This is a genomic window from Marinobacter alkaliphilus, from assembly GCF_055394375.1.
In genome coordinates this window covers 2,403,588-2,429,884 of record NZ_AP043751.1, presented here as the reverse complement: position 1 = coordinate 2,429,884, position 26,297 = coordinate 2,403,588, and the positions used below count along the sequence as shown (strand labels likewise).

At 57.0% G+C, this 26,297-nt stretch carries 22 protein-coding genes; 8 read left to right on the top strand and 14 right to left on the bottom strand.

Annotation, left to right across the window (positions count from 1 at the left end):
• Positions 1 to 45: 45 nt before the first annotated feature.
• The 4 genes from frr to rpsB all read right to left on the bottom strand — a co-directional run bounded on the left by frr (position 46) and on the right by rpsB (position 3,299).
• A complete protein-coding gene (frr, locus tag ACZ5Q2_RS11110) occupies positions 46 to 603 on the bottom strand; it encodes a ribosome recycling factor (protein WP_061333437.1) in 558 nt (185 codons plus the stop codon).
• Between the two features lie 70 nt (positions 604 to 673).
• Positions 674 to 1,402, bottom strand: coding sequence for a UMP kinase (pyrH, locus tag ACZ5Q2_RS11105; protein WP_058090258.1), 729 nt, complete (start codon positions 1,400 to 1,402; stop codon positions 674 to 676).
• 180 nt (positions 1,403 to 1,582) lie between these two features.
• The gene (gene tsf / locus ACZ5Q2_RS11100; RefSeq protein WP_061333438.1) at positions 1,583 to 2,452 is read right to left on the bottom strand and encodes a translation elongation factor Ts; all 870 of its coding nucleotides are present in this window, start codon (positions 2,450 to 2,452) and stop codon (positions 1,583 to 1,585) included.
• Positions 2,453 to 2,546: 94 nt separating this feature from the next.
• Positions 2,547 to 3,299, bottom strand: a complete 753-nt coding sequence (gene rpsB / locus ACZ5Q2_RS11095) for a 30S ribosomal protein S2 (RefSeq protein ID WP_058090260.1) — start codon at positions 3,297 to 3,299, stop codon at positions 2,547 to 2,549.
• Positions 3,300 to 3,572: 273 nt separating this feature from the next.
• On the opposite strand from rpsB, the gene map reads away from it, so the two are divergent.
• The 6 genes from map (at position 3,573) to dapE (ending at position 11,026) form a co-directional block, all read left to right on the top strand.
• Entirely contained in the window at positions 3,573 to 4,343 is a 771-nt protein-coding gene (gene map / locus ACZ5Q2_RS11090) for a type I methionyl aminopeptidase (RefSeq protein WP_061333439.1), read from the top strand.
• A complete protein-coding gene (locus ACZ5Q2_RS11085; protein WP_061333440.1) occupies positions 4,344 to 6,989 on the top strand; it encodes a [protein-PII] uridylyltransferase in 2,646 nt (881 codons plus the stop codon).
• Positions 6,986 to 8,182, top strand: coding sequence for a succinyldiaminopimelate transaminase (gene dapC / locus ACZ5Q2_RS11080; RefSeq protein ID WP_061333441.1), 1,197 nt, complete (start codon positions 6,986 to 6,988; stop codon positions 8,180 to 8,182). Before ACZ5Q2_RS11085 ends, dapC begins: the two co-directional genes overlap by 4 nt.
• 103 nt (positions 8,183 to 8,285) lie before the next feature.
• A complete protein-coding gene (locus tag ACZ5Q2_RS11075) occupies positions 8,286 to 8,627 on the top strand; it encodes an ArsC family reductase (protein WP_061333442.1) in 342 nt (113 codons plus the stop codon).
• Positions 8,628 to 8,753: 126 nt separating this feature from the next.
• Positions 8,754 to 9,782, top strand: a complete 1,029-nt coding sequence (dapD, locus tag ACZ5Q2_RS11070) for a 2,3,4,5-tetrahydropyridine-2,6-dicarboxylate N-succinyltransferase (RefSeq protein WP_061333443.1) — start codon at positions 8,754 to 8,756, stop codon at positions 9,780 to 9,782.
• A 113-nt stretch (positions 9,783 to 9,895) separates the two neighbouring features.
• On the top strand, positions 9,896 to 11,026 hold the full coding sequence (gene dapE, locus ACZ5Q2_RS11065; RefSeq protein ID WP_432210113.1) for a succinyl-diaminopimelate desuccinylase: 1,131 nt from the start codon (positions 9,896 to 9,898) through the stop codon (positions 11,024 to 11,026).
• 122 nt (positions 11,027 to 11,148) lie between these two features.
• Here dapE and ACZ5Q2_RS11060 read toward each other — a convergent pair whose 3' ends face one another.
• On the bottom strand, positions 11,149 to 11,367 hold the full coding sequence (locus tag ACZ5Q2_RS11060) for a SlyX family protein (RefSeq protein WP_058090267.1): 219 nt from the start codon (positions 11,365 to 11,367) through the stop codon (positions 11,149 to 11,151).
• A 150-nt stretch (positions 11,368 to 11,517) separates the two neighbouring features.
• Here ACZ5Q2_RS11060 and ACZ5Q2_RS11055 point away from each other — a divergent pair, with 150 nt between their 5' ends.
• Positions 11,518 to 12,060, top strand: a complete 543-nt coding sequence (locus tag ACZ5Q2_RS11055; RefSeq protein WP_058090268.1) for a cold-shock protein — start codon at positions 11,518 to 11,520, stop codon at positions 12,058 to 12,060.
• Between the two features lie 66 nt (positions 12,061 to 12,126).
• Here the strand turns inward: ACZ5Q2_RS11055 and ACZ5Q2_RS11050 are convergent, their stop codons facing one another.
• The 4 genes from ACZ5Q2_RS11050 to ACZ5Q2_RS11035 all read right to left on the bottom strand — a co-directional run bounded on the left by ACZ5Q2_RS11050 (position 12,127) and on the right by ACZ5Q2_RS11035 (position 17,324).
• Entirely contained in the window at positions 12,127 to 12,501 is a 375-nt protein-coding gene (locus ACZ5Q2_RS11050) for a hypothetical protein (protein ID WP_072676890.1), read from the bottom strand.
• Entirely contained in the window at positions 12,473 to 13,885 is a 1,413-nt protein-coding gene (locus ACZ5Q2_RS11045; RefSeq protein WP_432210114.1) for a hypothetical protein, read from the bottom strand. Before ACZ5Q2_RS11045 ends, ACZ5Q2_RS11050 begins: the two co-directional genes overlap by 29 nt.
• 203 nt (positions 13,886 to 14,088) lie before the next feature.
• Complete coding sequence (locus tag ACZ5Q2_RS11040) at positions 14,089 to 16,722, bottom strand: DUF6351 family protein (RefSeq protein WP_432210115.1); 2,634 nt, start codon at positions 16,720 to 16,722, stop codon at positions 14,089 to 14,091.
• 161 nt (positions 16,723 to 16,883) lie between these two features.
• Complete coding sequence (locus ACZ5Q2_RS11035) at positions 16,884 to 17,324, bottom strand: VOC family protein (RefSeq protein WP_044384638.1); 441 nt, start codon at positions 17,322 to 17,324, stop codon at positions 16,884 to 16,886.
• 59 nt (positions 17,325 to 17,383) lie between these two features.
• Between ACZ5Q2_RS11035 and ACZ5Q2_RS11030 the strand changes: the two genes are divergently transcribed.
• A complete protein-coding gene (locus ACZ5Q2_RS11030) occupies positions 17,384 to 18,280 on the top strand; it encodes a DUF1853 family protein (protein WP_432210116.1) in 897 nt (298 codons plus the stop codon).
• A gap of 25 nt (positions 18,281 to 18,305) precedes the next feature.
• On the opposite strand, the gene ACZ5Q2_RS11025 is transcribed toward ACZ5Q2_RS11030, so the two are convergent.
• The 5 genes from ACZ5Q2_RS11025 to ACZ5Q2_RS11005 all read right to left on the bottom strand — a co-directional run bounded on the left by ACZ5Q2_RS11025 (position 18,306) and on the right by ACZ5Q2_RS11005 (position 26,221).
• A complete protein-coding gene (locus ACZ5Q2_RS11025) occupies positions 18,306 to 18,890 on the bottom strand; it encodes an AAA family ATPase (RefSeq protein ID WP_061333450.1) in 585 nt (194 codons plus the stop codon).
• Entirely contained in the window at positions 18,868 to 19,281 is a 414-nt protein-coding gene (locus tag ACZ5Q2_RS11020) for a TA system antitoxin ParD family protein (protein WP_061333451.1), read from the bottom strand. Before ACZ5Q2_RS11020 ends, ACZ5Q2_RS11025 begins: the two co-directional genes overlap by 23 nt.
• A gap of 381 nt (positions 19,282 to 19,662) precedes the next feature.
• The gene (locus ACZ5Q2_RS11015; RefSeq protein ID WP_432210117.1) at positions 19,663 to 20,733 is read right to left on the bottom strand and encodes a hypothetical protein; all 1,071 of its coding nucleotides are present in this window, start codon (positions 20,731 to 20,733) and stop codon (positions 19,663 to 19,665) included.
• On the bottom strand, positions 20,730 to 24,104 hold the full coding sequence (locus ACZ5Q2_RS11010) for a toxin VasX (RefSeq protein WP_432210118.1): 3,375 nt from the start codon (positions 24,102 to 24,104) through the stop codon (positions 20,730 to 20,732). The genes ACZ5Q2_RS11015 and ACZ5Q2_RS11010 overlap by 4 nt, the downstream gene beginning before the upstream one ends.
• On the bottom strand, positions 24,101 to 26,221 hold the full coding sequence (locus tag ACZ5Q2_RS11005; RefSeq protein ID WP_082780647.1) for a type VI secretion system Vgr family protein: 2,121 nt from the start codon (positions 26,219 to 26,221) through the stop codon (positions 24,101 to 24,103). The genes ACZ5Q2_RS11010 and ACZ5Q2_RS11005 overlap by 4 nt, the downstream gene beginning before the upstream one ends.
• Positions 26,222 to 26,297: the final 76 nt, after the last annotated feature.

Here is a 26,297-nt window from a genome sequence, read left to right as displayed (position 1 = left end):
GAGCATCCACCCCGCCGCGTGCTTTCTACTGAATGGACCTGGCGGTCAGACCGCCATCAGGTCCTCTTCCTTCGCCTTCAGCATCTTGTCGACTTCAGCGATGTACTTGTCAGTCAGTTTCTGGACTTCGTCTTCGCCCCGGCGCTGATCGTCCTCACTGATCTCTTTTTCTTTGAGCAGGTCTTTGATCATGCTGTTGGCATCGCGGCGAGCGTTACGGATGGACACCCGACCATGCTCGGCATCCGCTTTCGCCTGCTTGACCATTTCCTTACGGGTTTCTTCGGTCAGCATGGGCATGGGCACACGAATCACATCACCGCTGGTAGACGGATTCAGTCCCAGATCCGACGTCATGATGGCCTTTTCGATGGTGGGAACGAGATTCTTCTCCCAAGGGGCAACCATCAGGGTGCGATTGTCTTCAACGTTAACGCTGGCAATCTGCTTCAGCGGCGTTTCCTGACCGTAGTAGTTCACCATCACACTGTCCAGAATCGCAGGGTGGGCACGGCCGGTGCGAATCTTGTTGAAAGCCGAGTGCAGAGCCTCCAGGCTCTTCTTCATCTTCTTCTCGGCATCTGCTTTGATATCGTTTATCACGTCAGCATCCTCGAAACGTTCGTCTGGTTATAGTGCAGTATCCGGCCATCTTTCCGCAGCCGGCAACCAATTATTCAATCAATGTGCCTTCTTTCTCGCCAGTCACAATGCGGGTCAGAACGCCCGGCTGGCTCATATTGAACACGCGCAGCGGCATACCATGATCCCGGGCCAGGCAGATAGCCGTGAGGTCCATCACCCCGAGCTTTTTGTCCAGAACCTCATCGTAGGTCAGGTAATCGTATTTTACAGCGCTGGGGTCAAGATGGGGATCCGCATTGTAGACACCGTCAACCTTGGTGGCCTTCAGCACGGCATCGGCCTCGATCTCGATACCCCGCAGGCAAGCGGCGGAGTCTGTGGTGAAGAACGGATTACCGGTACCTGCGCTGAAAATAACCACGTCACCCTCTTTCAGGTCACGTACTGCGCGCCGGCGGTCATAATGCTCAACAATGCCGCTCATTGGAATGGCAGACATCACACGGGTCCGGATATTGGAACGTTCAAGCGCATCACGCATGGCCAGACCATTCATGACCGTGGCCAGCATACCCATGTGGTCCCCCGTCACACGGTCAAGGCCTGCGGCACTTAGCGCTGCCCCCCGGAACAGGTTACCACCGCCAATCACCAACCCCACTTGTACGCCAATACCGACCAGGGCACCGATTTCAAGCGCCATGCGATCAAGAACTTTGGGATCAATACCGAAATCGTGATCGCCCATCAGGGCCTCGCCACTGAGCTTCAGCAGAACACGCTTGTATCTGGGCTGGTTTTTTGAAGATGTCGGCATGGTGATCCCCTTATCGTCTGTTGGCTATCCGGCGCAAACCCGTTGCAGGCTTGTATCTGACATACTCCTCGAAAAAGGGGTATCTCAGATACAAGCCCGCCACGAAAGCCGGGCGTACCCGACTGACGTGGCAGACTCAGGTAAGCACTGCCACCTTGCGTGACAGCGCTCAGAAGAGGATCAGGCCTTGCCTGTGCCAGCGGCAGCAGCCACTTCAGCAGCGAAATCCACTTCTTCTTTCTCGATGCCTTCACCCACTTCCAGGCGAACGAAACCAACCAGCTCGCCACCGGCCGCTTTGATCAGGTCGCCCACTTTCTGGTCGGGGTTCTTGACGAACGGCTGCTCAATCAGGCTGTTCTCAGCCAGGAACTTCTTGATGCGGCCACCCATCATCTTTTCGATGATCTCAGCAGGCTTGCCTTCCATATCCGGCTGCGCCTTGATGATCTCTTTCTCTTTTTCCAGCTCTTCAGCCGGCATGTCGTCGGGCTTGCCAACGCGCGGGTTAACAGCAGCCACGTGCATCGCGATGTCACGAGCCAGCTCTTCGTTACCTGCAGTCAGGGCCACAACAGAGGCAATCTTGTTGTTGCTGTGAACGTAACCGCCCACAACCGGACCTTCCACCTTGATGATGCGACGAACCGTGATGTTCTCGCCGATCTTCTGAACCAGCGCCTCACGCTTGGCTTCCAGATCGCCAGCCATCAGGGCCGCAACGTCGGTTTCACCTTTTTCGAAGGCAACGTTCAGAACGTCGTTGGCGAAGTTCATGAAGTTGTCGTCACGAGCAACAAAGTCTGTCTCGGAGTTCACTTCCAGAATGTAGGCAACGGTGTTGTCGTCAGACACTTTAACCAGAGACACGCCTTCAGCGGCGGTACGGCCGGCTTTCTTGGCGGCTTTCAGACCGGAAGACTTGCGCAGCTCTTCGATTGCGGCGTCAACGTCACCACCGGCTTCAACCAGTGCCTTCTTGCATTCCATCATGCCAAGGCCGGTACGCTCACGCAGCTCTTTGACCATTGCAGCGGTAATTGCAGCCATGTTCAGTCCTCTTAATCGTTTCCGAATTCGGTGGGGAGGTATGCCCGGATTAACGAGCGGGCATACCTTACAACTCAAACGTGAAGTTTAAGTGTTACTCGGCAGCCGGAGCGGCGCCCGCAGCGTCTTCGCTGACTTCAACAAACTCGTCAGCGCCAGCGCCTGCAGACTGGGAAGCTTCCAGGCAGGTATCGGCAACAGCCTTCACGTAGATCTGGATGGCGCGGATGGCGTCATCGTTACCCGGGATTACGTAATCAACGCCGTCCGGATCGCTGTTGGTATCAACAACACCGATAACAGGAATACCCAGCTTATTGGCTTCCTTGATAGCGATACGCTCGTGATCCACGTCGATAACGAACAGCGCGTCAGGCAGGCCGCCCATATCCTTGATACCACCGATGGAGCGCTCGAGCTTGTCCATTTCACGGGTACGCTCAAGGGCTTCTTTCTTGGTCAGCTTGTCGAAAGTACCGTCTTTGCTCTGGGCTTCCAGATCACGGTAGCGGCGAATAGACTGACGGATGGTCTTGTAGTTGGTCAGCATGCCACCCAACCAGCGATGGTTAACGTAGGGCTGGCCGGAACGCTGAGCTTCTTCCTTGATGATCTTGGACGCAGCACGCTTGGTGCCAACGAACAGGATCTTGTTCTTGCTCTCTGCCAGCTGCTGAATCACATTCAGCGCTTCGTTCATGGCAGGAACAGTCTGCTCAAGGTTGATGATATGAATCTTGTTGCGGGCACCGAAAATGTACTTACCCATTTTCGGGTTCCAGTAACGGGTCTGGTGACCAAAGTGAGCACCTGCTTTGAGCAGGTCACGCATATTTACCTGAGCCATGATATTTACCTTTTAGCTTCGGGTTAGTCCTCCACGCGTCCGATTGCCCCAACCAGCCTCCTTTAAACAGGAGCTGGCACCCTGGGACAACGTGCTGACACGTGTGTGAATTTGCCGGATTCGTTTCCGGCGGGCGCGTTTATACCATAAAGCGACACCGGGGTGCCATTATTTTTAGCGCAACCCTATAGTCACGATAGCAGGCAGCTCGCCTTGTACCTGACCCCTCAGGCCCTTAAAATGCCTGTTTGATGCAAATCAACAGGTATAGCGATGCAAGTATCCATCAAGACTCCCGAAGAAATTGAAAAAATGCGCGTGGCCGGCCGGCTGGCGGCCGAAGTTCTGGAAATGCTGGACGAACACGTAAAGCCCGGAATTTCTACCGAGGAGCTCAACAGCATCGCCCACGATTACATCGTCAACAAACAGCAGGCTATTCCGGCGCCGCTCAACTACAAGGGTTTCCCGAAATCCATCTGTACATCGGTCAATCATGTGATCTGCCACGGTATCCCGACCGAAAAGAAAATTCTGAAAGACGGCGACATCATTAACATTGACGTCACCGTTATAAAGGATGAGTACCACGGCGACACCAGCAAGATGTGGGTCGTTGGCAAACCCAAGCCCGGTACCGAACGCCTGATCCAGATCACCCAGGAGTGCCTATATAAAGGTATTGAACTGGTCAAACCCGGCACCCGCCTGGGCGACATTGGCCACGTCATCCAGCAGCATGCCGAGAAACATCGTTATTCCGTGGTAAGAGACTACTGCGGCCACGGCATTGGCAAGGTGTTCCACGAGGAGCCGCAGGTGATGCATTACGGCAAGCCCGACACCGGGATGGAACTGCAGGAAGGCATGACCTTCACCATCGAACCGATGATCAACCAGGGCAAATACCAAACCAAGCTGATGGCCGATGGCTGGACGGTGGTCACCAAGGACCACAAACTGTCTGCCCAGTGGGAGCACACCATCCTGGTGACCGCTGACGGCTATGAAGTGCTGACCAAACGATCGGAAGAGTCATTCTAAGTGGACCGAAGCGAGCTGGAATCCCGTATCAGCAACGACACCTCACCGGTATTTGCCGCCAGGGAACTGTTACGGGAAAGCTATAATGCTGACGCCGAAGCTTTCCGCCAGGGTGCCGATGTAAGAGCCCTGGTTCATGCCAGAGCCAACACCATAGACAAAGTGCTCAGGCTGATCTGGAATCGGTACCCATTTTCCCGCTCCTCCGACATTGCCCTGGTCGCCGTCGGCGGCTACGGGCGCGGCGAACTACACCCCCACTCAGACATAGACCTGCTTATCCTGACCCGCCACGGCATAGAAGAGGCCTGGCAGGATGACCTGGGCGCATTCGTTACCCTGCTCTGGGACCTCAAGCTGGATATCGGTCACAGTGTGCGCAGCATGGAAGAGTGCCTCTCCTCCGCCCGGCAGGACATCACCATCCTGACCAACCTGCTGGAGACCCGAACCATCGCCGGCCCCGATGGACTGCGGGCAGAGCTCAGTGAGCTGGTCTATTCCGACGAGGTCAGCTCGGATCGTGACTACTTTCTGGCCAAGCGGGAAGAGCAGCAACAGCGCCACAAAAAGTACGGCGACACCGAATACAACCTGGAGCCGAACGTTAAAGGTTCCCCCGGCGCGCTTCGGGACATCCAGACCATCGGCTGGATCACCAAACGCCACTTTGGCCTGCAGAACATTGCCGACCTCACCCGCTTCAGCATTCTGACCGAAGAAGAACACCAGATCCTGCACCAGGGCGAAACCTTCCTCTGGCAATTGCGTTATGGCCTGCAACTGATCGCCGACCGCAATGAAAACCGGCTGCTGTTTGACCATCAACGTGCGCTCGCGGAAATGCTCGGCTACAAAGATGAAGGCAAACGGCTGGGCGTAGAGCTGATGATGCAGTCCTACTACCGCACGGTGCTGGCCCTGGCGGAGCTGGCTGACGTTATCCTGCAGTACTACGACGAAGCCATTATCGGCGAGGGCAGTGAAGACGAAATCCGCCCCCTGAACAAACGCTTCCAAATTCGCAACCTGTATATAGAAGCCATCAACAACCAGGTATTCGCCTACGCCCCCTACGCCATCATGGAAATCTTCGTACTGATGGCCCAGCACCCTGAAATCAAGGGCATCCGTGCGACCACCATCCGCTCCTTAAGGGCTCACCGGCACCTGATTGACGACGCCTTCCGGTCCGACCTGGCAGTCACCACCCTGTTCATGGAACTGTTACGCACGCCACACGCCCTGGACCAGACTCTGTCTGCCATGAAAAAGTACAACGTACTGGGCCGCTACCTGCCGGAGTTTGGCCAGATCATCGGCCAGATGCAGCACGACCTCTTCCATATATACACGGTCGATGCCCACACCATGCGCGTGATCCGCAATATGGCGCGGCTGAACAGTACCGACGTGCGCAATGAATACCCCCTGGCCTCCCGGCTGATTCATCGGTTGCCCAAACTGGAAACGCTGTTTATTGCTGGCCTGTATCACGATGTGGCCAAGGGCCGTGGCGGTGACCACTCAGAACTGGGCGCCATTGACGCAGAAGCCTTCTGTGAACGCCACCACTTGAGTGAGCGGGACACCCAGCTGGTGTCATGGCTGGTGGAAAACCACCTGCTGATGTCCATGACCGCCCAGCGCAAGGACATTTCAGACCCGGACATCATCCAGGCCTTTGCCCGCGCAATGCCCAGCCAGGCCCATCTGGATTACCTGTACATTCTTACGGTGTGCGACATCAGCGCCACCAATCCAAAACTCTGGAACACCTGGCGCGCATCCTTGCTGCGCCAGCTTTACATTGAAGCCAAGCGCGCCTTGCGCCGTGGCACCGACACGCCAGTAGACCGCCAGGCCTGGATACGCGCCACCAGGGAAGAAGCCCGTCAAATCCTGCACGCACAGAATATGACCGATGAGCAGATTGATCCTATCTGGGAAACCGTAGACGAGGACTACTTCCTGCAGGATTCCACCGTGGATATTGCCTGGCAGACGGCAGCCATCATTCGCCACGGCGACAACCCGGACCCATTGGTGCTGATTCGTGACACCCGGGGCGGGCCGACAGACGGTTACTCACAGATCATTATCTACATGAAAGACCGGGTTGCCCTGTTTGCGGCAACCACGGCGGTGCTGGAACAGCTAAACCTGAACATCGTGGATGCCCGCATCAACTCCAGCGAAGGCCCCCACTCGATCAGCTCCTACGTGGTATTGGATGAACAGGGTCAGCCACTGGGCGTTGATCCGGCCCGCAAGGAAAGAGTGCGCAAGCGCCTGATCGAAGAACTCGATGACCCGGAAGACTACCCGGACATCATCCACCGGCGCACGCCCCGGCAGCTGAAGCACTTTGCTTTCCCAACCGAAGTGACGTTTTCCAATGACACCATCAATCAGCGCACGGTGATGGAAGTCATCACCCCGGACCGCCCCGGCCTTCTGGCCCGCATCGGCCAGGTGCTGCTGGAACACCGGGTGCGACTGACCAACGCCAAGATCGCCACCCTGGGCGAGCGCGTGGAAGACGTGTTCTTCATCACCGATGAACACGGAGAGCCACTGCGCGACCCGGGCGTGTGCCAGGCCCTGCAACAGGACCTTTGCAAAATGCTGGACGACATTCAATGAACCCGAATCTCGAAAGACTTCACCCTTACCCGTTTGAAAAGCTGGCCAAACTGAAAGCCGGCATTACGGTGCCTGAACACCTGAAACCCATCTCTCTGGGAATTGGCGAGCCCAAGCACCCATCACCCGCATTCGTGAAACAGGTGATCGCCGACAACCTGGACAAACTGGCCAACTACCCCACCACCAAAGGCATCGACGAACTGCGCGAAGCCATCGCCACATGGGCCAGCAAGCGCTTTCAACTGGCCGAGGGCACCCTCGACCCAGCGCGCAACGTGGTTCCGGTCAACGGTACCCGTGAGGCCATTTTCGCCCTGGTTCAGGCGGTGGTCGATACCAGCAAACCGGCCACCGTGGTAAGCCCGAATCCGTTCTACCAGATCTACGAGGGTGCCGCTTTCCTGGCCGGCGCCGACCCCGTGTACCTGCCCTGTGATAACAGCAACAACTTTATTCCGGATTTCGACGCGGTGCCGGAATCAGTCTGGAAAGACTGCCAGGTCTTGTTCCTGTGCTCCCCGGGTAACCCCAGCGGCGCAGTCATCCCCCGGGAGACTCTGGTAAAGGTTATCGAACTGGCCGACCGTCACGACTTTCTGGTCGCCTCCGATGAATGCTATTCCGAACTCTACCCGGACGAAGCCACCCCGCCCGAAGGCCTGCTGCAAACCTGCGCGGCCATCGGTCGTCACGACTTCAAGCGCTGCATTGTGTTCCACAGCCTGTCCAAGCGCAGCAACCTGCCCGGCCTGCGCTCCGGCTTTGTGGCCGGTGATGCCGAGGTACTGACCGGCTACCTGAAGTACCGCACCTACCACGGCTGCGCCATGCCCGTTCACAACCAGTTGGCCAGCATTGCCGCCTGGAGTGATGAAGACCACGTGCGGGAAAACCGCGCCGCCTACCGGGCCAAGTTCGAAGCGGTGGTGCCCATCCTGCGCGAAGTGATGAACGTGGACTTCCCGGATGCCGGTTTCTATCTATGGCCGGAAACGCCGATGGATGATGAAACCTTCGCCAAGGAGCTGTCTGCACAACAGAACGTGCACGTGCTGCCCGGCCGGTACCTGTCCCGAACGGTAGATGGCCACAACCCAGGTGAGAACCGAGTGCGCATGGCGCTGGTAGCACCACTGGAGGAGTGTGTGGAAGCAGCCCAGCGAATCGCGGAGTTCGTCAGAAATTACTGATTAGCCACGGACTCTCACAGACGCTCACGGACAAGTGATTAGGAGTTACTGATATTGTCCGTGCCGGTCCGTGTGTGTCCGTGGCAAAAAAGGCATTAAAACTATGAAGCTATATGGCATTAGAAACTGCGACACGGTGAAAAAAGCCCGAAAGTGGCTGGACGACAACGGCATCGCCTACGAATTCCACGACTTCAAGAAAGACGGCCTGACCAGCGAGAAGCTGAGCCAGTGGGCGCAGGCCATAGGCTGGGAAACCCTGATCAACAAGCGGGGCACGACCTGGCGAAAACTTCCCGACGAGCTTCGTGATACCATTAGCGCCCAAAGCGCCCACCAGATCATGCTGGAGAATACCTCCATCATCAAACGCCCGGTGGTTGAGCGGGGCGACGAAGTGACCGTGGGCTTTAACGCAGACCAATGGTCTGCGTGGACTGATTAATTATTTCAGCCACGGACACTCACAGACGCACACGGACAAGTGATTAAGAATTCTTTTTTGTCCGTGCAGGTCAGTGAGTGTCGGTGGCAAACATTCTTTCAATTATTGAGCACAGGAGCAGATCAGATGAGTTTTGCATTCGGCATTGGCATCGGCACCCAGAATAACCAGGGCGAATGGCTGGAGGTGTATTACCAGCAGCCGATCATGACCCCAGGCAAAGACCTGATCGACGTGGTTGAAACCGCGCTGGACTACAAAGGCGGTAACCAGGCCATTGATGTTAAAGCCGAGCAACTGACCAGGTTTGCCAACGCCCTGCGCCAGCTGGGCCAAACCGACCAGGCGAAACTTGCGGAAAAAGCGGCCGAGAGCAAGCGCCCTGTGGTTGTTACCGTGCTGGCTACCGACGATACCGCCTCCAGCACCCCGGAAGTGTATCTGAAGCTGCACCTGATCTCCCACCGGCTGGCCAAGCCCCACAGTGTAAAGCTGGACGGCATTTTCGGCCTGCTGCCGAACCTGGCCTGGACCAACGAAGGCGCCGTCGACCTGAACGAACTGCCAGAGCGCCAGCTGCAGGCCCGTATTGAGGGCCGCACCCTGGAAGTGAAATCGGTCGACAAGTTCCCGCAGATGACCGACTACGTGGTACCCAAAGGTGTGCGTATTGCCGATACCGCCCGTGTTCGTCTGGGCGCCTATGTGGGCGAAGGCACCACCGTGATGCACGAGGGCTTTATCAACTTCAACGCCGGCACCGAAGGCACCAGCATGATCGAAGGCCGCATTTCTGCCGGCGTGATGATCGGCAAGGGCTCTGACCTGGGCGGTGGCTGCTCCACCATGGGTACCCTGTCTGGTGGCGGCAACATCATCATCTCCGTGGGCGAAAACTGCCTGCTCGGCGCCAACGCCGGCATCGGCATCCCCTTGGGCGATCGCTGCACCGTTGAAGCTGGCCTGTACATCACCTCTGGCACCAAGGTGAACCTGCTGGATGACAACAACGAGCAGGTAGAAGTCATCAAGGCCCGCGACCTGGCCGGCAAGAACGACCTGCTGTTCCGTCGCAACAGCCTGACCGGCGCGGTCGAGTGCAAAACCAATAAGTCTGCCATTGAACTGAACGAAGAGCTGCACGCTAACAACTAAAAGCGTGATTTAGCCACGGACGACACGGACAATCACGGACAAAACCCTCCTTGATGTCCGTGAACGTCCGTGTTGTCCGTGGCAAATTTTCTTTTTTTACACAGGTTTCCCGCATGTCATTATCACCCACTTTAGAACTCGCCATGGACCTCATTCGCCGCCGCTCGGTTACGCCGGATGACGCCGGCTGTCAGGAGCTAATGATGTCCCGCCTGGCGCCGTTGGGCTTTGCAGGCGAGAACCTGCGGTTTGGTGACACGGATAACCTGTGGGCCCGCAAGGGCTCAGACGGCCCGGTACTGGCGTTTGCCGGCCATACCGATGTGGTGCCAACCGGCCCGGAGAAAAACTGGGCCCACCCGCCGTTTGATCCCGTGATCAAAGATGGCTATCTGTATGGCCGGGGCGCGGCAGACATGAAGGGCAGTCTGGCGGCCTTCATTACCGCCTGCGAACGGTTTGTGGCGAACAACCCTGAGCACCGCGGCTCCATTGCCCTCTTGATCACCAGCGATGAAGAAGGCCCCGCCCAGGACGGCACGGTGAAAGTGGTAGAAACCCTGGAAGCCCGTAACGAAAAGATGGACTGGTGCCTGATTGGCGAGCCCTCCAGCACCCATCAAGTGGGTGATGTCATCAAGAACGGCCGCCGGGGCTCCCTGCACGGCTACCTGACGGTGCACGGTGTACAAGGCCACGTGGCCTACCCACACCTGGCAGAGAACCCCGTACACACGGTGGCGCCGGCGCTGGACGCACTGGCCAGGGAATTCTGGGACAACGGCAACGACTTCTTCCCGCCGACCACGTTCCAGATCACCCGGATTGAATCCGGCGTGGGCAGCAACATCATTCCCGGCGAATGCCTGGTGCACTTCAACTTCCGCTACTGCACGGAAAACACCGCAGAAAGCCTTGAAGAGCGGGTAGTGGCCATTCTGGACCGGCACCAGCTCAAGTACGATTTGCAGTGGCACCTAAGCGGCCGCCCCTTCCTCACCGACCAGGGCGCCCTGGTTGCCGCCAGCCAGAACGCCATCCGCTCCGTCACCGGCCGCGAGACCGAGCTGTCCACCTCCGGCGGCACCTCTGATGGTCGCTTCATCGCACCGACTGGAGCACAGGTAGTAGAACTCGGCCCCATCAACGCCACCATCCACAAAGTGGACGAATGCGTAAAGGCCGAAGACCTGGATACCCTTTCTGAAATCTACGAACAGATACTGGAAGAACTGCTAGGCTAACTCTGAGGGGTCAGACCCCAGCGCGCTTGGGCCACATACTCCGAGGGGTCAGACCCCGGCGCGTCAGTGGGCCCTAAGGCCGCGCTGGGGTCTGACCCCGGATTCTCGGACCTTCTCCAAATTCAATAATGCGGAGGCGGAGTCTCATCCTCCTCCGCCTTGATATTCGAAGGCGAAATATCCTTCAACTGCTTGTGCAGCACCTTCTTGGCATCCCACAGCTCCCGAATATCCATCTCCTGCTTCGCCACCTGCTCACTCAGGGTATTGATCACATCGTCCTGGAACGCAAGTCGCATTTCCAGCTCTGCAAGCCTGTCTTCCAGTGTCTTTTTGCTCATGAGATTTGGTCAGCCCTTTCGGTAATCTGGTATGATGCCGCCTTTTACCGCCAACATTGAACATTGGCGGCGTTCATTGGCCGGGCATGCCATGTTACCCGATGTCTGGCTTTTTATCGTTAGTGTTAACCCATGGAGAATATTCAGCCAATGCGTAATCCAGCCAAAGCGATCCGTCTTTCCCTTATGATCGCCATTCCGGCACCCCTGGTACTGTTTCTGCTGCTGTCTGTCACACCGCAATTCCTGGCCGCGCTGAGCGCTGGCAACCTCGCCGAGGCACTGGGCAGTGTTGGAGGCCTTGCAGCGTACCTGATTGCCTTTGTTATTTTTGCCATCACCGGTTTTCTGGCCATCGCGCTTGCCACCAAGCAGCCCTCCGCAGCGCCGGCTTCCAGAAGCCAGAGCCGCCCGGCACGCAACAGTCGCCAGAACAACGTTTATGATGACGAAGAAGACGATTTTGACGACACCACACCGGAAGGTGATGAAGAAGGCACCGTCAAGTGGTTCAACGTCAAGAAAGGCTTTGGCTTCATCGTCCGCGACAGCGGCGACGAGATCTTCGTACATTTCCGCGCCATTCGCGGTCGTGGTCGTCGCGTCTTGCGTCAGGGCCAACTGGTTCGGTTCAACGTTGTGGAAGCCGACAAAGGCCTGCAAGCAGACAACGTGTCTATCCTGAGCGAGTAATTTCAAAGCACGGAATACGAAAAAGGCAGCCTCCAATGGCTGCCTTTTTACCTTCTGGCGATCGGTTCAGTTCCAAACCACCCGTTGTTCACCCCGGTGGTCCAGGCGCCACCACTTCTCATCTTCCACCGGATCGCCCTCTTTCCAGTCACCGGTGCTGCACCGTATCTCCCCTTCCATGGCCCGCCAGGCACTTCGGGCGCAGTCCAGGTCACTGTTCCAGGGCAAATCGTCGCCTTCCATCAGCACAGAGGTAAACCGCTTTCCAAAGGCGCCGGGATACAGGGTAATCCGCAAACGGGTACCATTGAACAACGCACTTCCCTTCACCACCGACGTGACATCCGAATCGTCCAGTTGAACGTCATCAAGCTGGTTCTCCAGCCAACCGGATATGGCCGCCGGTTCCAGATCACGAATATAAATTTCCAGGTCCTGCACCCAAGGTATCTCCCTGCTGTTGTTCACAATTCAGCACATAGTGAACCGGCCCGGGCCTGGCTGCAACCCATCGTTCCAGTTCCTGGCGAAGATCCTCCACCAATAACCGGCGCAGGGTGCCGGAACGCTTACGTTCGTGCCAAACCACCTCAGCGGCGGCTTGTTCAAGATCCAGTTGTTGTATCTGCAGCTCTACCCGCTCAGCACACTCACCCCGGGCGAGGGCCACCAGGGACTGGCGCCGAAGGGTGTCGTGTTCTGCCGCCAGAGCCACCGCCTCCAGCGGTCCCCGGCTGGCAAACAGGTCAAGCCTGGCGGCTGCCCGGTGCAACCATTCGAGCATACCGCCGGGCGTTGCTATACTTCGTGTTTGGCGGGACGCCGCGTACTCCATCGCTGCCGGCGACAATTGCAGGTTCCAACGCTTTTCGATGGCTGGCTGGTGTGCTGTCAAGATCGCTCTTCTCTGCGCCTCGCTAACACCCGGCATCGCCATGGTTTCCAACTCCCGGCCCAGAATGGCGGTCAACCGGCTGTTGTCTGTTCGTCCTTTACCCCTGTCGTCTGATGCCAGCATCAGGATTGGCCCCTGCCATCCTGTCACCAGTTCCCGAACAGCACCATCCGGCATGCTCATCAGTTCCAGTAGGTCGAGCGGTGCCACATTGTCCAGAATCATCGCTGGCCACTGTGCGACTCCGCCCCCGCCTGATGGGACCACCGGCTGATCGGACGCCATCACCTCTGCCTGGCGGCGCAAGTCCATCTGCACCCACGAGAATCCCGGCGTCGCCAGCAACATCCTCAGCCAGGCGGTTTTTCCGCTACCACTGGGGCCTGCTACCCAGATCAACCCATTCCGGTTTGCGGATAAAGCCACCACAACGTCCTCAGCCAGCTGCAACCAGGCTGGATCAGTCACCGTAACGGGGCTGAAAGGTTGGTCAGGGGAAGCCGGAGGCGTGCAGGCTTCACCCTCCGCACTCGGCCAGTGGCTGACCAGTTCCAGCACCGCCACATAGGCTTTGTCTTGCAGGCGCTCGGCAAGGTGAACCAGCCCATGCAACAGTACAGGCCAGTCCAGCCAGGGCTGATCGGTCGCTTCACGGGTGCTGGAAATCCAGTAGATAAGCTGGGAAGACAGGTCCCCATCGCCACGTACTTCTGCAACAATGGGTTGTTCACCCTGGATGGTGCGAATCAGTTCGTCCAGGTCCACCCCCTGCCGTTTCAGAAACGCAACTGCCTCAGGAACGGCATCGAGCAATGCCAACAGGTAGTCTTCAACCGTAATCACCGAACCACCGCGGCTGGCGACATTGTTGCGGGCCTGCAAGAGCGCAGTCTGACACTGGGGCGCAAGGCACCCTTGCCAATCGTCCATCGGCATTCTCCTTCCTTGGGTTTGGGGCAGCATCATCCTGATGCGTGTTTGATCAGCGAGGAATTTTAGGGGGAAGAGCGACCAACAGCAACGGTTAGCCGCCGGTTTTGCTGAGTCGGCCGCACTCTGTTCAGGTTGGGGTTGGGGCCGATGCCTTGCAAGCCAATCACAGGGCCAGGCGCAGCCCGACCCTGTGGCCCTGATCACTCAGCTTGATTGGATGACAGGGTGACCGCAAACGCCGGTGAAGCCCACCCCGGAACAGGCTGATCGTTGCTGCTCAGCGGCGCGCCGCCATGCACCACCGTCTCGGCATCACCATAGTGCATCCAGGTGACGGTTGGCACCTGGCCAACCGGTGGCTTGCTGTAGTCACACACACCGTTCGGGAAAATCTCCGCAACCTTCTGGGCAAAGTTTTCAGAGGTGAAAATACCTTGGAGCAGATTGGCGGGATAATCCGCAGGGTCAACCGGCTTGAGCTGACACTTGTTATTCAGGGTGCGAATGTCATCTCCAGCCACTGTTCTTGGGGTACCAAACCGGGTTTGCACCAGCAGGGCCTGGGTTTCAACAATCGGGTCTGTGATCGGCGCCAACAAATCAGTCACCAGCGAGGGCAAGCCAAGGGCGCCAAGATCCAGGCCGCACACCTGTCCGGTGGCCACGTCCAGGATCTCACCCATCTCGGCCGGCAATCGGTTGGTTGGCAAGTATTCCAGGCCGGGCAAAACCGGGTCCGGGTACAACAGGCCACCGGTGAGCGGCAACATCACACCCCATTCGGCGGTAGCGCCCGACAATGACAGGCAGCGATCACGGGCGAAGCCGGGCCGGTTACGAATCACTTTCTCCGGCAGGCTATCCTGCCGCTCATCCGCCTCGATGCCCGCCAGCCACTGGTCCATGGTCAACAGGGCCTCAGTGGTAAACACGGTATCCCCGGCGATCGGGAAGGCGCCGTACCAGATGACATGGTTGAGCGAATGGCCCTGAACCTCCTCAATGCGGGCACGGGTTTGCCAGGAGTGGAAGGCATCGTGGGCAAAGCCGGGGTCCGGGCCTCGCAGATCAATCATCGGCACACCGGCAAGATTCTCTGCCGTGTTGATGGCGCCGGTGCGATAGGCATTGGTGATGGCCTGGATGTCTCCCCGGGTGCGCTCTGGCTGATACTTGATGTCCACGTTGAAGCCACCAATCCCCCGGTTTAGATCCAGGAACTGTGGGCCGGTAATCAATCCCCGCTGCAGGGCTCTGAGGCCGTACTGAACCCCTTCGTTATCCAGCGGAATACCGGCAAAACCCCGGCCCAGCAGTTGCTCATTCTCAGACCACACCTCCGGTGGCCGCTCGCCAAACTGGTTGACCATGTAATCGATCAACCCGCAGCGCAGGCCGCCCGGTCGTTCCTCCGGATGATAGACCTCAACGCCGTCTTTCAGGCGCCGGCAATCCTCCTGATCCGGGTAGGCCGCCGGGAAGAAAGCCAGGTCTGAAACCACTGGATTGACCGGCAGGTGCCCGTAGATAAAAGGCCACTGGGTTGGCAGCAAGCCGTTCGTTAGCAGATCCGCCATGAAGGAGAAGAACCCTTCCGGCCCCTCCGGCATCTGCAGCCCAAGGTAGTTGCTGATCAGGTTGTAGTCCGCGAACTGGGTAGCGGTGGTCCAGACATCCGGATAGGAACACTGAACAATCAACCCCTGATAGATACCGGGGTAGGCATTGGCAATATGTTGCTGGGCAATCGCCCCGCCCGAGCAGCCAGTGCCAATGGTGTAACGAACCGGGCCATAGTTCTCGATGATGTGTTCCTTGGCCATCATCAAAGACTCGGCAGCCGTGACCAGGTTCACGTTGTGGCCAAGGTTGGCCTGGGCGGTCGACAGGGTTACAAAACCCCGGGCCAGCGCCACGGAAATACTGTCTCCCAGCAACAGCTCGTTACCGCTAGTCAGGCCGGAAATGTCACCGTTGGGCGGACTGCCCATACCGTAACTCACCCCTACGTTACCGCCGTGATGAACCAGTACTTTCCCGTTCCACTGCTCCTGGGGATTCAGGGCGGTCCAGTCGTTTCCAGGTTGGAACAATGACATTACCTGGTAACGGTCCCTGTTCAGCACACCGGTTTCCACACGAACGATGAACGGCATTTCAACGCCTTCATCGGTGGTCACAGTGGCGATGTCGTCATCGGCGGGAGGGTTTTCCGGGTCGTAAGGCAAAAAAGCATCCGGCAGGCCAGGGCCTTGCGGATCAAACTCAGTGAACAACCGCGTAAAGCGCTCCGCAGGAACATATTTGAGGCGGTATTCCGCAGGCTGGTTGCATTGCTCGTCCACCGCAGCGGCGTTGGTGCAGGTCCAGGGTTGAACCTGGGGGCCCGAAAATACCGGCCCACCTTTCGGGTGATTAGTGATGGTCTTCACCAGCCGGCTACTGCGATTATCCAGCAGCACTTCCAGCGTGTTATCACCCAACGCCAAGCCGGTAACAAGGCCTCGCAGCTGGCCAGACTCCATCAACGCGAACTTCGCCGTTACGTCCTGTCCGTTAAGCAACACACGGGCCGCCCCCGGGTTGGCAGCCTCGATGTCGATCAGAGCGTCACCACCGCTGATCAGATCGGCGCGATTGGACAGAACCCGCACCTCGCCCTCACCTATTGGCAGACCCCTGTTGCCATCAGACTGACCGGGCGGCGTAGTGCCCGGAACCGTCGGCCCCGGGCCCTGGGCATTGGTATTCTCGGAGGCGTTCTCTGAACCGGAACCCCCGCACCCCACCAAACCCAGCATAACGGCTGCAACCAGAGCGTTTCTGGAGAACATAACGACCACCTCATTTGTTGTTGTTTTAGTAACAGAGCGTTACATAGCGCAACAAATGATAAGCGAGTGTTATGTTTCAGGGCCTTGGTCAAATCGCCCGAGGCCTGCGTCAAAAATGTGAACCGAGTCTCACTTTAGTCTGACCAATAGACTCCACGACCTCACCAGGTACCGGTGTTTTCCATACTGGCCCAGGGCTCCTGCGCTGGCAGTGCGTCGCCCTTCTGCAGCAGTTCAATCGAGATATTATCCGGCGTGCGGATAAAGGCCATATGGCCATCCCGAGGCGGGCGATTGATAGTAACGCCGTTGGCCTGAAGCTTTTCGCACAGCGCATAAATGTTATCCACCCGGAACGCCAGGTGCCCGAAATTCCGGCCACCGGTGTACTCCTCCGGGTCCCAGTTATGGGTGAGCTCAATCATTGGCGCCTTGTCTTCCCGGGCGCGGGCTTCGTCTTCCGGAGCTGCCAGGAACACCAGGGTGAAACGGCCCTTCTCACTGTCTTTGCGGGAAATCTCCACCATGCCCAACAGATCGCAGAAAAAGTGAAGGGTGTCGTCCAGATTGCTGACCCGAATCATCGTGTGCAGGTATTGCATATAGGGCTCCTGTGGTTTCGTGACTCTCAAACACGCCCAGTTTACGTTATTCTCAGGCCATGACGACAAACGCAGAAACCGAAACCCTGCTCAACCTGCAGATACCAGCCATCCGGCATCTCGCCTGGCTGTGCACGGCACCGCAACTCCTGGCCACCCCCGTGAGCTTTGAGCCACTGCAGTGGCTGCCCGATGATTACCTCGACAAACTCAAACACTGGGACAAGCACCCGGACACCATGCCAGCAAGACTCGCGGCCACTACCGAGCGCCGCCTTGGCCATTACTTTGAGCGTTTGTACGAAGTGCTCCTGGTCGACCTTCTAGGTTGGGAACTGCTGCTAAAAAACCAGCAGATCAAGGCCGGCAACCGAACCATCGGCGAGCTGGATTTTCTGGTGCGGAATCCACACACCCGGTGCCTGGAACACCATGAAATTGCCATCAAATACTACCTGGGCGTCAACGAACGCCCCGACATTACCAAGTGGTACGGGCCAAACGCCAAGGACCGCCTGGACCTGAAAGTAGACAGAATGCTCAGCCACCAGAGCCCCATGGCACAGCGGGAGGAAGCGCAGGCGCTGTTAGCAGATCTGGGGATTTCAGAGCCGATTATTCCGCGAGTGTTTCTGCCGGGGTATCTGTTCTATCCGGATGACAGGGTGGCACTTCCGGACTATGTGCCGGCGGGCCATAGGCAGGGGCGATGGTGCTACGCCCGGAATTTGGTGAACTTGGATCTGACGGACTGGGTGCCCCTGAAAAAGCCACATTGGATTGGGCCTTGGAGACAGGATGAACGGCCCGATAGTGAGGTGGCGCGGGAGGCCGTGGCATTTGTGGAGGCCCAGGGCGTGCCGGTGTTGTTTGCGCGGGTGGAGTGGCAGCCAGGGATTGGGTGTTGGGTTGAGAGGGAGCGGTGGTTTGTGGTGCCGGGGGAGTGGCCTGCTTGACGCCCAAGAGTAAAGTATGACGGAACTACATCCTGATAAAAACCTCAGCCCACTCCGGCAAGACGTCCTGATGCAGCACCCACTTTGCCCCACGATGCTCGGCCACTCGCAAAAACGGCTTCTCGGCACTGGAGTTGTCAACAAGATAAAGTTCGTCTACCAAGCCAATGCTTGCCTTCACATTCTGCATGGTACGAGGGATGCGATCTTCGATCTTCTTCTCAGGAACTCCATGCCCTCCCGCCTTTACCCGAGAGGACACCCGAGCCTTGTTCAGCGCCACAAAATCGAGATGGAAGTAAACCATTCGGATTCGAAAGCCCGCCGCTTTGGCAGCACCCAGAAAGTCCAGCTTCGATGGATGAGAAAACACTGTTTCAAAGCAAAAGCTGCTGCCCTCCTCCAGAAAACGAAATCTTTCCTTTTCGGCAATTAAAGCCGCCGCATAGCTGTGTTTCTCTGGCTCATCCGGCCAGAGGCTCCTGGCAATGTTATCTGCGTTGATGAACGGAAAATTTCGGCGAGCCAGAAATTTTTCATAAAAAGTCGACTTGCCGGCCCCATTGCCGCCGACCAATATCCAAAGTTCAGGCTGCGTTGTCTCGATCATTCAGCGCCTCAAAAACTCCATTTCTGAAAACACCGGTTTGCCGGGTACCATCAGGATGGATAGCCTGCAGATAGCCCGGTTTGTTTGGTGAACGCTGATAGACAACACGATTATTAGCAATAATCTTAGCTAGCTCACCGGAATCACGGGCAGCATCCACCTCAGCCCATAATTCATCACCGGATACCGGCTCCGGAACTAACGGCTCCACCTTTACCCGACGATTGCCCTGCGCAATGGACATCAGATCCTCAGCCGAGACTTCGCCAGCGACAATCCTGCCAATCTCCGCCCAGTATTCGATCTGTTTGGGCGTAGAACGACGTTGAACCTGAGCCTCTGCAGCCGCCTCCCGGATCAGTTTGTCATCGATTCGAATTGCAGTTGCCATGGTGCCCTCCTGAAATGATTGCCGCGAACCATGCGTACAGATTACTACAGGAGTTGCATTTTGCAACAGGGCGAGCCTGATCATAACTCGGAGAATACAGCTTCGACTACTCGAAGATGTGCTTCCCGTTTTCATCCTTCCTTACGTCCATAAAGCCCATGTGAGGAAAAAGTCGAACCTTGATCGTGTACGAAAGTGTAGTGGTCAACGGGAGGCAACCCGGTCGGCAGCGGAAGCGGCGAAAGATAGGTCACCTTGCCGCTTTTGAAAGCGTCCGAGTTGCCGGCTCTAGGTGCCTTGGTATCTGCCATTTTCTTCATGCACCTGCCTCAAAGAGAACAAGTGCCAATCGAGCTCCCACGACAACCGGAAAGAGTGGCCTTACATGGCACAGGCTGTTTCAGGTCGACTTTGGCGATAGGTGGGCATATCTACACGGCCCAATTGCGGAGTGACTCTGCATTGCCTGCGGCCCCAAGCAAACTGCTGCTGGTTTCTCAACAGCTCCGCACCTTCACTTTTTTGCCAAGCTTCAATATCCAGGTCTCGCCAGTAGCGGGGGTTACGGCCAGTAGTCTGGTCGTACTTGGCGGTCACCGGGTCCAGGTGGCGAAACGGCTCCAACCGGGGCATGTCTGGCAGGGGTTGGGTGACATCCATGTAGCGTTGCAACATATCCCACAGGGCTAGCACCTCAGTTTTCTCTGCTTCAATGTTGCTCAGGGAGGTTTTGTTGAATTGCTTCTGGGTGTAACGATGCACGAACATCAGCCGGTAGAAGATACCGCCCCGCTGGACCACTCGCTCCACGTAGGCATCGAACTCCACAAGCGGTGCCTCAAAAGAACGCCCCTTGCCCAAGGCGAACTTTACCTGCCCGGTGACCCGGTTGAACTCGCTGCAGCCATCTTCCAGAGTTTCGTCTAACTTCTTTTCCAAGGTTTTCTCAAAGGGTTTGAGAATCAATCCAACGCCATTAATCATGAGCCAATTGGTGGTGGGGGGAATGATCCAAAAAGAAAAGAATATCCACGCTGCCCCCAGAATTATAAGTATTACAACCACAGCAGTCGCCGGCAAAATAGGTATCAGGAAAGTCCCAATACTCCAACTGATTAGCACCAAGCCACCAATAAGTACCAACAACGCCCAAATGAATGGAACAATGAGTATTAACGCCTTTAATCCGAGCTTCTCATTAAGGAAGCGAAGCCGCTGGTGGTCCCACCACCAGTTTTCCTTATAGAACTCCGGATCCTCGCTCTCACTGCACTGGACTGTATCAATATCCTCCACGGTTCGGTGGTACGGGTTAAGGTTCGCGTAGGCACCATACGGCTGAAGCTCGTCCCCAACTCGTTCACGTTTAGCTCGGGTTTCGGGTAGCTCCACCGCCTGATCAGACCGATAGGCGGTCGAAGCATATTCTTGTGTCTCCATCGGCATGGTCATACAGAAACTTCCTTAAGGAACCAATAGGGTACTACTGGCTCGGAATGCGGATTAAAAACACTACGGGACTTATCCGGCGCCCCGCCATGACGGGTATCATTATAGGGTTCGTAGTTCTCCATCACAGGCGTGGGAAAGACCACAGGTCCCTGTTCTGTACCAACCACAGCCTGCAATCCAACCCGTATCGTTGTAGTGACTTCTTCCTGATATCCAAAACTCTGGAAGCTGCTGCTCTGGAGCTCCCGTTTAACCAGAAAACGCACGGCGGATTCATGAGGCAGGGACTGCCTCGCGGCAATCTGTGTAAGGGGAGTAGTCGACAACATGACTTCCTGCTCCACTGTGCCAACCGCTGCGTTGGAGGTTTCGGCACGGCTATTCATGTACGCCACTTCCTGTACCACAATCTTGAAAGGCTGGGTTGGCAGGTCTGGACGACACTCCTGTAGCACCTTCAACCGACTGACCACTGGAGTTTGTAAAGTGATGACATAATCATCCGGCTGTGGCGAATGGTCCGGGCTAGTCAACGCCGGATCCGGATCGACATCCCCGTATCTTTGTGCGGAGATATTGACCGGGGAAAGCAGTGTTAGCAACTGCCCGTAATAGGCCAAATCGTCCAGGTTCACCAAGGAGTCCTGCGGGTGCGTCCCCAATGGCCCCTGTTTCAGCACCCTTTCGAAGAGGTCGTCGGCCACGCTTCCCGCATACAATGACCCACCCAAAGCCATGCTCATTCCGAGAACGGCCCACCCCCAACCCGGAATCGCCAGCAGCCCGCCTATCAATGGTACTGACAGGAAGATCAAACCACCGGCGACCGCTATTCCGTGCCCATTCGCAGCATCAAGATCCCCCCGGCTCAGACTGATCCTCATATCCCAATAGCTCAACCCAACTGCCACACCTCCTGCTACGAAACTGGCAAGGCCAACCGTTCTGACGAGGGTACCTGCCCCAGTTTTGGCTAGCCTTTTTCCAATCAACGGCCATCCCTTCAGGTCAAACCAAGGGCGGCTTGAAAACTTGTAGAGTCGTGATGCATGACCAGAGTCAATACTTGCCACTTCATTAGCTACGATACTAAGCTTCATTGAAGCAGCGACCAGATCAACCAAGCTTCCCAATGCTTTTAAAGAGCTTATACCCCAGTCCTGGTTGCTTTTTACTGCATGTATAGTGGCCCGACTCTCCAAGAACACATTGAATACCGCCAACGCCACCAATCCACTAGACACGCCCGGGCCATCCACCACCGCCCCAACACGCTTGGCGAGGTCCACCTTTAATACACTGAGCTTCCTTGCCTCCGGGTGTCCGGCAGGCACCACGTAGACCCAAGTATTGCCAGCGATTTTCTTGATAGCTTCTTCCAGCTCATTAGAGGCACGGGCGGGGCTGGTAGAACCCTGGACCTGTCCAGATCGATCCACAAGATCCGCATAGAGGTAGTCATTGGCGCGAGTGAGCAGCCCACCCTGGCTGCGGTCGAAGTCGGTCAGGCCACGGCGAATGCCGTCACCCTCCACGCCAATAATGGTATGCTTGGTAGGGTCTACGTCGCCTCGACGCATCAGATCCACCCCCGCCAGACCGGGGTCAGAAAGGATGGCATTGGCAGACGCGGCCTGCATGATCCTGTGGACCTGGATGGCCTCCACGCTACCATCTTCCATCAGCCTTCTGCAGGCGGTCAGTACTGAGGCACTCCACTCCCCCAGCACCCCACTTACCAGTGCCCCAACGCGCCCTGCATCCTTAACCTCCCCGGCCACTTGCTCGCCAGTGGACTCCTCGTCGTACTGGAACTGTTTCTCAGCATACGCCAGGGCCTGGAGGTTGAGGCGGCCCAGGTGCTGATCGTTAATCTCCGTCTGGTCGCTGGCGAGCGACCGAAGTTGTTCGTAGGGAGATGACTGCGTGCCTTCCTCCCCTGTTTCGGCGGCGATTCCCGGCGACCACTTTGCCAACATTGATTCGTCCGATAGCCACTTTGCCAGAGCGCCAGGGATCCCCTGATCATCATCCACTCCCTGTGCTTTGAGCACCCCTGGGATTTGCTGCAGTACATTCAAGTTGTCCGCGCACAGCAAAAAGGCTTCACAAGCCGCTACATCCGGGCTTTGCAGATAATCGTCGAACACCGAGTTGAATGACGAGCTCTTCATCAATTTCTTCAGGCGGCGCGCCTGGTCTTCTATGTTCCGAACAGCGTGATTCCTTTCGGCCGTTTCCAGAATGTCATCCAGCTGTTCCCGGTTGATAGCGTTCCGGTAGTTCGCAAGGTCTCCACTCTGACCGCTCGGCGCCGGGTCGAACACTGCCTGGCGGATTAACATGGCGGAATGGACCAGGGGTTTATCCTTTATAGCAATATCGATTGCATCCAGATAATGCATGGCCAAGTGCAACTGGGCCAGGGCGTGGCGGAACAGGAAAAAAGGGTCCGGGATGGCCACGCAAACGACCCCCTTCTGCGAGCGAAGATGCTGCAAAAGATCCGCTCCAGGTGGGCAGGTAAGGTCAAGAATGTTCGCCGACTCCCTCGCCTGCTTCTCGTTGCTCTCCAATAACTTCGCAAGCTTGCTGCATAGTTCGTCTTCACCCGGCCGCTCAAAACTGAGCACGAAGTCGCTGGGATTCTCTATCATCAGTTCAATGCCCAGATCCCTGTGCCTGAGCTCGGGTGCATCCTCAACACGTGATGCCGGGAATCCGGTTTCAAAACTCAATGTATCAACCGATGTGACAGCCCAGGCGTGACCCACACCCGTCGTCCTTGCATTACGAGTCGCTGCACTCTCTTCAAGTTTTTGGATGTAGGCCCAATCCCACTGGATTTCACTGTAGGCCATGCGGAAATCGTGCATCACCGCTTGCCCCTGGAGAAACACCGGAACAAGCACATCGTCCAACCACTGTCCGGCTGATGGGCGTATCATTCTCAAGTCAGATTCTGGGTCACCAACCTCCGCCCGCACTGCCTGAAGATCAATATCGCTGAATTGGGAGTTCTGACTGATCTCTAATTCTCGCCAGAGCTTGTCTTCGCGGAAAATATAAAGAAAGCCAGGCCGCAACAGTGCTACGCCTTTCCCTTGATAAACGGGGGCATTGGAGCCACTTCTAACAGGCAAGTTGCTGGCGATCTCTGCCAGGGGCTTGATCCTTACGAGGGTATTATCCTGGTAATCTTCACGCTCGATGTTAGATCTTGCGTGCTTCAGGAGAGGAATCGAGATCTTGCCGCCTTCGCGCTTGGGCACAGTCAGTACGAGATCCGCGGGGTCGGTATCGTCGTAATCTGCTGTTCGTAAAATCGAGCGATCCCGGGATTCATCTGAAAAATCCACAGTATCCGTCATACAGTTTCCTCCCCATCAGTCCCTTTAATCGCTTCCACAGAATCTCGCTCAAGATGCCCGCCAATCACATCAATGATCAGTTTCCGATCGGAGCCCGGTAACTGATCAAACTCCACTTGGTCAGGAGAGGCAGTTTTGCGCTGGCCAACCATTGCCAGTTCGGGAGGCTGTGGCGTTGCCGCCCCATCTTTGCCAACAAGATTTGGCAGTTCCGGATTAGCAGAACTTTGCCCAGCCCCACTCCCCGGCGCCCCACCAGAATTAATCTTGATCCCAGGCCCAGCCAAGGTAACCCCGCTTGGGTCCAGCTTGATAAAGCTACCACCACCAGAAATCGTCAGCTCCGCCCCGGCATCCAGCACCACTTTCGCGCCCGCTTTGTGGTGAACTTCTGTGCCGGCTTCCGAGGCCATGGTGCGGCCGGTTTTCTGGTGATAGCTGCCGGCGATGGTCTGGCTGCAATCGGCGCCGACAGAGACTCGGCTTTCACCATCGGTGGTGCAGTGGTCTGCCGCTTTCACATGGCTGAACTGGTGGTTCTCCACCGTCAGGTGGCTGTCGTTCTTGATGACTTCGGTGCGGTTGTTTTCCGTCAGCAGGTCCAGGTCTTTCTGGGCGTGGAGGTAGATCTGTTCCTGGTCCGCTTCGTCTTCAAATCTGAGTTCGTTGCTGCCTTCGCCCTTGTGGGTTTTGGTTTTCAGAGTGGTTCTTGTTTTGTGTTCCGGCAGCGCGTAGGGCGGTGTGTTGGTGGCGTGGTAAGTCCTTCCAGTGATGATGGGCTGGTCCGGGTCGCCGTCCAGGAAGGAGACAATCACTTCATTGCCGATTCTGGGCAGGGCCATAAAGCCGTATTGGCCGCCAGCCCAGCCCTGGGCGACGCGTAGCCAGGCGCTGGAGTGTTCGTCGTTTTTCGAATAGCGGTCCCAGGGGAAACGAACTTTCACCCGGCCGTACTGGTCACAGTGGATCTCTTCACCCTCGGGGCCGGTGACGATGGCCATCTGAGGGCCGTCCATCATGGGCTTGTGTTCGCACAGGGGCCGCCAGGTTTTATCGGCCGGAATGGCGGTGAAGTCGTTGTGGTAGCTGGTGGGTTCGCTGCCACCCTCTTCTTCCATGGCCTGGGGCTGTTTGCCGGTGTGGGTGATGGCGGTCAGCAGCCATTCCCGGTTCAGGCTCTGGCTGTCGTGTTCCTCCAATTCCACTTTGGCGCCGGGGGTGAAGTCCGGGCGGTTGCTTTCGCCCTTGGCCAGGGAGGCGTCGTTTCTCAGGGCGTCCAGTTTGGCCTGGGTGAAGGGCTGGCCACTGGCGTCAGCCTTGTAGCGACCGGGGTAGTCGTAGTGTTGGTAGTCTTCTCGGTGGTTCACACCGCCCGCGCTGTGTTCGTGCATCAGGGCGTAGGCGGGGTTTTTGAAGGTGTAGTCCTTCATGGCCACGGAGGCGGCTTTGATGCGCTCTTCGTAGGCGAAGCTGAATATACAGGCTTGCTTGCTGCTGCCTCCAGCCTGGGTGTTGCAGGGCACCGGGTTCAGTTTCGGGGCGTCGCCGTGGTGGTCAGCAATGATTAACGCCGGTTGTTCTTCGCCATCCACGCTTCCGTGTTGGTAACGGTAGTGCCAGCCTTCTTCGGCGGCCAGTCGTTCAATGAACTGCAGGTCGCTTTCCCGGTGCTGGACGCAGTATTCCCGTTCTTCAGGGGAGCGCTTGAAGTCAAAGACCGTATCAATGATGCCCCGCTCTTCGAGCAAGGTGCGCACGATGGTGTCGGTACTCTGGGTCTGGAAGATGCGGCTGTTGTGCATCAGGTCCAGGCGCCAGGCCGGGGGCTGGATGACCACTTGATAGGCGGTGCGGCGGTGGCCGGTGTTGCCGCGGACGAATTCGTTGACCACGCCGGTAAACCGCCGTACCGGCTGGCCGTCTTGCCAGACTACCAGGTCCACCGGTTGCTCCAGAACGTCAGCAGCAGCCACATCGGGGTCGGTGCTCGCCAGTTCTAACCGGCCATGAAACAAGGAAGACAGCTGTTCGGCCAGCTTAAAGCCAACTACCGAAAAGTGATCTGAGGGGAATTCGCCTACACGGGCGGTGAACTGCAATCCGCTTGCCTGGGGCATGACTTCGGTCCCTGAAGAATAGTGGTTTGTAACTGACTCATCCTGAGCCCTACCGATTATAACCGCACAGTCGTGG

What these genes read in the sequence shown, in the direction of transcription:
- pyrH (WP_058090258.1), bottom strand. Translation starts at nt 1,402, where the DNA reads ATGCCGACATCTTCAAAAAACCAGCCCAGATACAAGCGTGTTCTGCTG.
- tsf (WP_061333438.1), bottom strand. Translation starts at nt 2,452, where the DNA reads ATGGCTGCAATTACCGCTGCAATGGTCAAAGAGCTGCGTGAGCGTACC.
- rpsB (WP_058090260.1), bottom strand. Translation starts at nt 3,299, where the DNA reads ATGGCTCAGGTAAATATGCGTGACCTGCTCAAAGCAGGTGCTCACTTT.
- map (WP_061333439.1), top strand. Translation starts at nt 3,573, where the DNA reads ATGCAAGTATCCATCAAGACTCCCGAAGAAATTGAAAAAATGCGCGTG.
- dapC (WP_061333441.1), top strand. Translation starts at nt 6,986, where the DNA reads ATGAACCCGAATCTCGAAAGACTTCACCCTTACCCGTTTGAAAAGCTG.
- ACZ5Q2_RS11075 (WP_061333442.1), top strand. Translation starts at nt 8,286, where the DNA reads ATGAAGCTATATGGCATTAGAAACTGCGACACGGTGAAAAAAGCCCGA.
- dapD (WP_061333443.1), top strand. Translation starts at nt 8,754, where the DNA reads ATGAGTTTTGCATTCGGCATTGGCATCGGCACCCAGAATAACCAGGGC.
- dapE (WP_432210113.1), top strand. Translation starts at nt 9,896, where the DNA reads ATGTCATTATCACCCACTTTAGAACTCGCCATGGACCTCATTCGCCGC.
- ACZ5Q2_RS11060 (WP_058090267.1), bottom strand. Translation starts at nt 11,367, where the DNA reads ATGAGCAAAAAGACACTGGAAGACAGGCTTGCAGAGCTGGAAATGCGA.
- ACZ5Q2_RS11055 (WP_058090268.1), top strand. Translation starts at nt 11,518, where the DNA reads ATGCGTAATCCAGCCAAAGCGATCCGTCTTTCCCTTATGATCGCCATT.
- ACZ5Q2_RS11045 (WP_432210114.1), bottom strand. Translation starts at nt 13,885, where the DNA reads ATGGACGATTGGCAAGGGTGCCTTGCGCCCCAGTGTCAGACTGCGCTC.
- ACZ5Q2_RS11040 (WP_432210115.1), bottom strand. Translation starts at nt 16,722, where the DNA reads ATGTTCTCCAGAAACGCTCTGGTTGCAGCCGTTATGCTGGGTTTGGTG.
- ACZ5Q2_RS11035 (WP_044384638.1), bottom strand. Translation starts at nt 17,324, where the DNA reads ATGCAATACCTGCACACGATGATTCGGGTCAGCAATCTGGACGACACC.
- ACZ5Q2_RS11030 (WP_432210116.1), top strand. Translation starts at nt 17,384, where the DNA reads ATGACGACAAACGCAGAAACCGAAACCCTGCTCAACCTGCAGATACCA.
- ACZ5Q2_RS11025 (WP_061333450.1), bottom strand. Translation starts at nt 18,890, where the DNA reads ATGATCGAGACAACGCAGCCTGAACTTTGGATATTGGTCGGCGGCAAT.
- ACZ5Q2_RS11020 (WP_061333451.1), bottom strand. Translation starts at nt 19,281, where the DNA reads ATGGCAACTGCAATTCGAATCGATGACAAACTGATCCGGGAGGCGGCT.
- ACZ5Q2_RS11015 (WP_432210117.1), bottom strand. Translation starts at nt 20,733, where the DNA reads ATGACCATGCCGATGGAGACACAAGAATATGCTTCGACCGCCTATCGG.
- ACZ5Q2_RS11010 (WP_432210118.1), bottom strand. Translation starts at nt 24,104, where the DNA reads ATGACGGATACTGTGGATTTTTCAGATGAATCCCGGGATCGCTCGATT.
- ACZ5Q2_RS11005 (WP_082780647.1), bottom strand. Translation starts at nt 26,221, where the DNA reads ATGCCCCAGGCAAGCGGATTGCAGTTCACCGCCCGTGTAGGCGAATTC.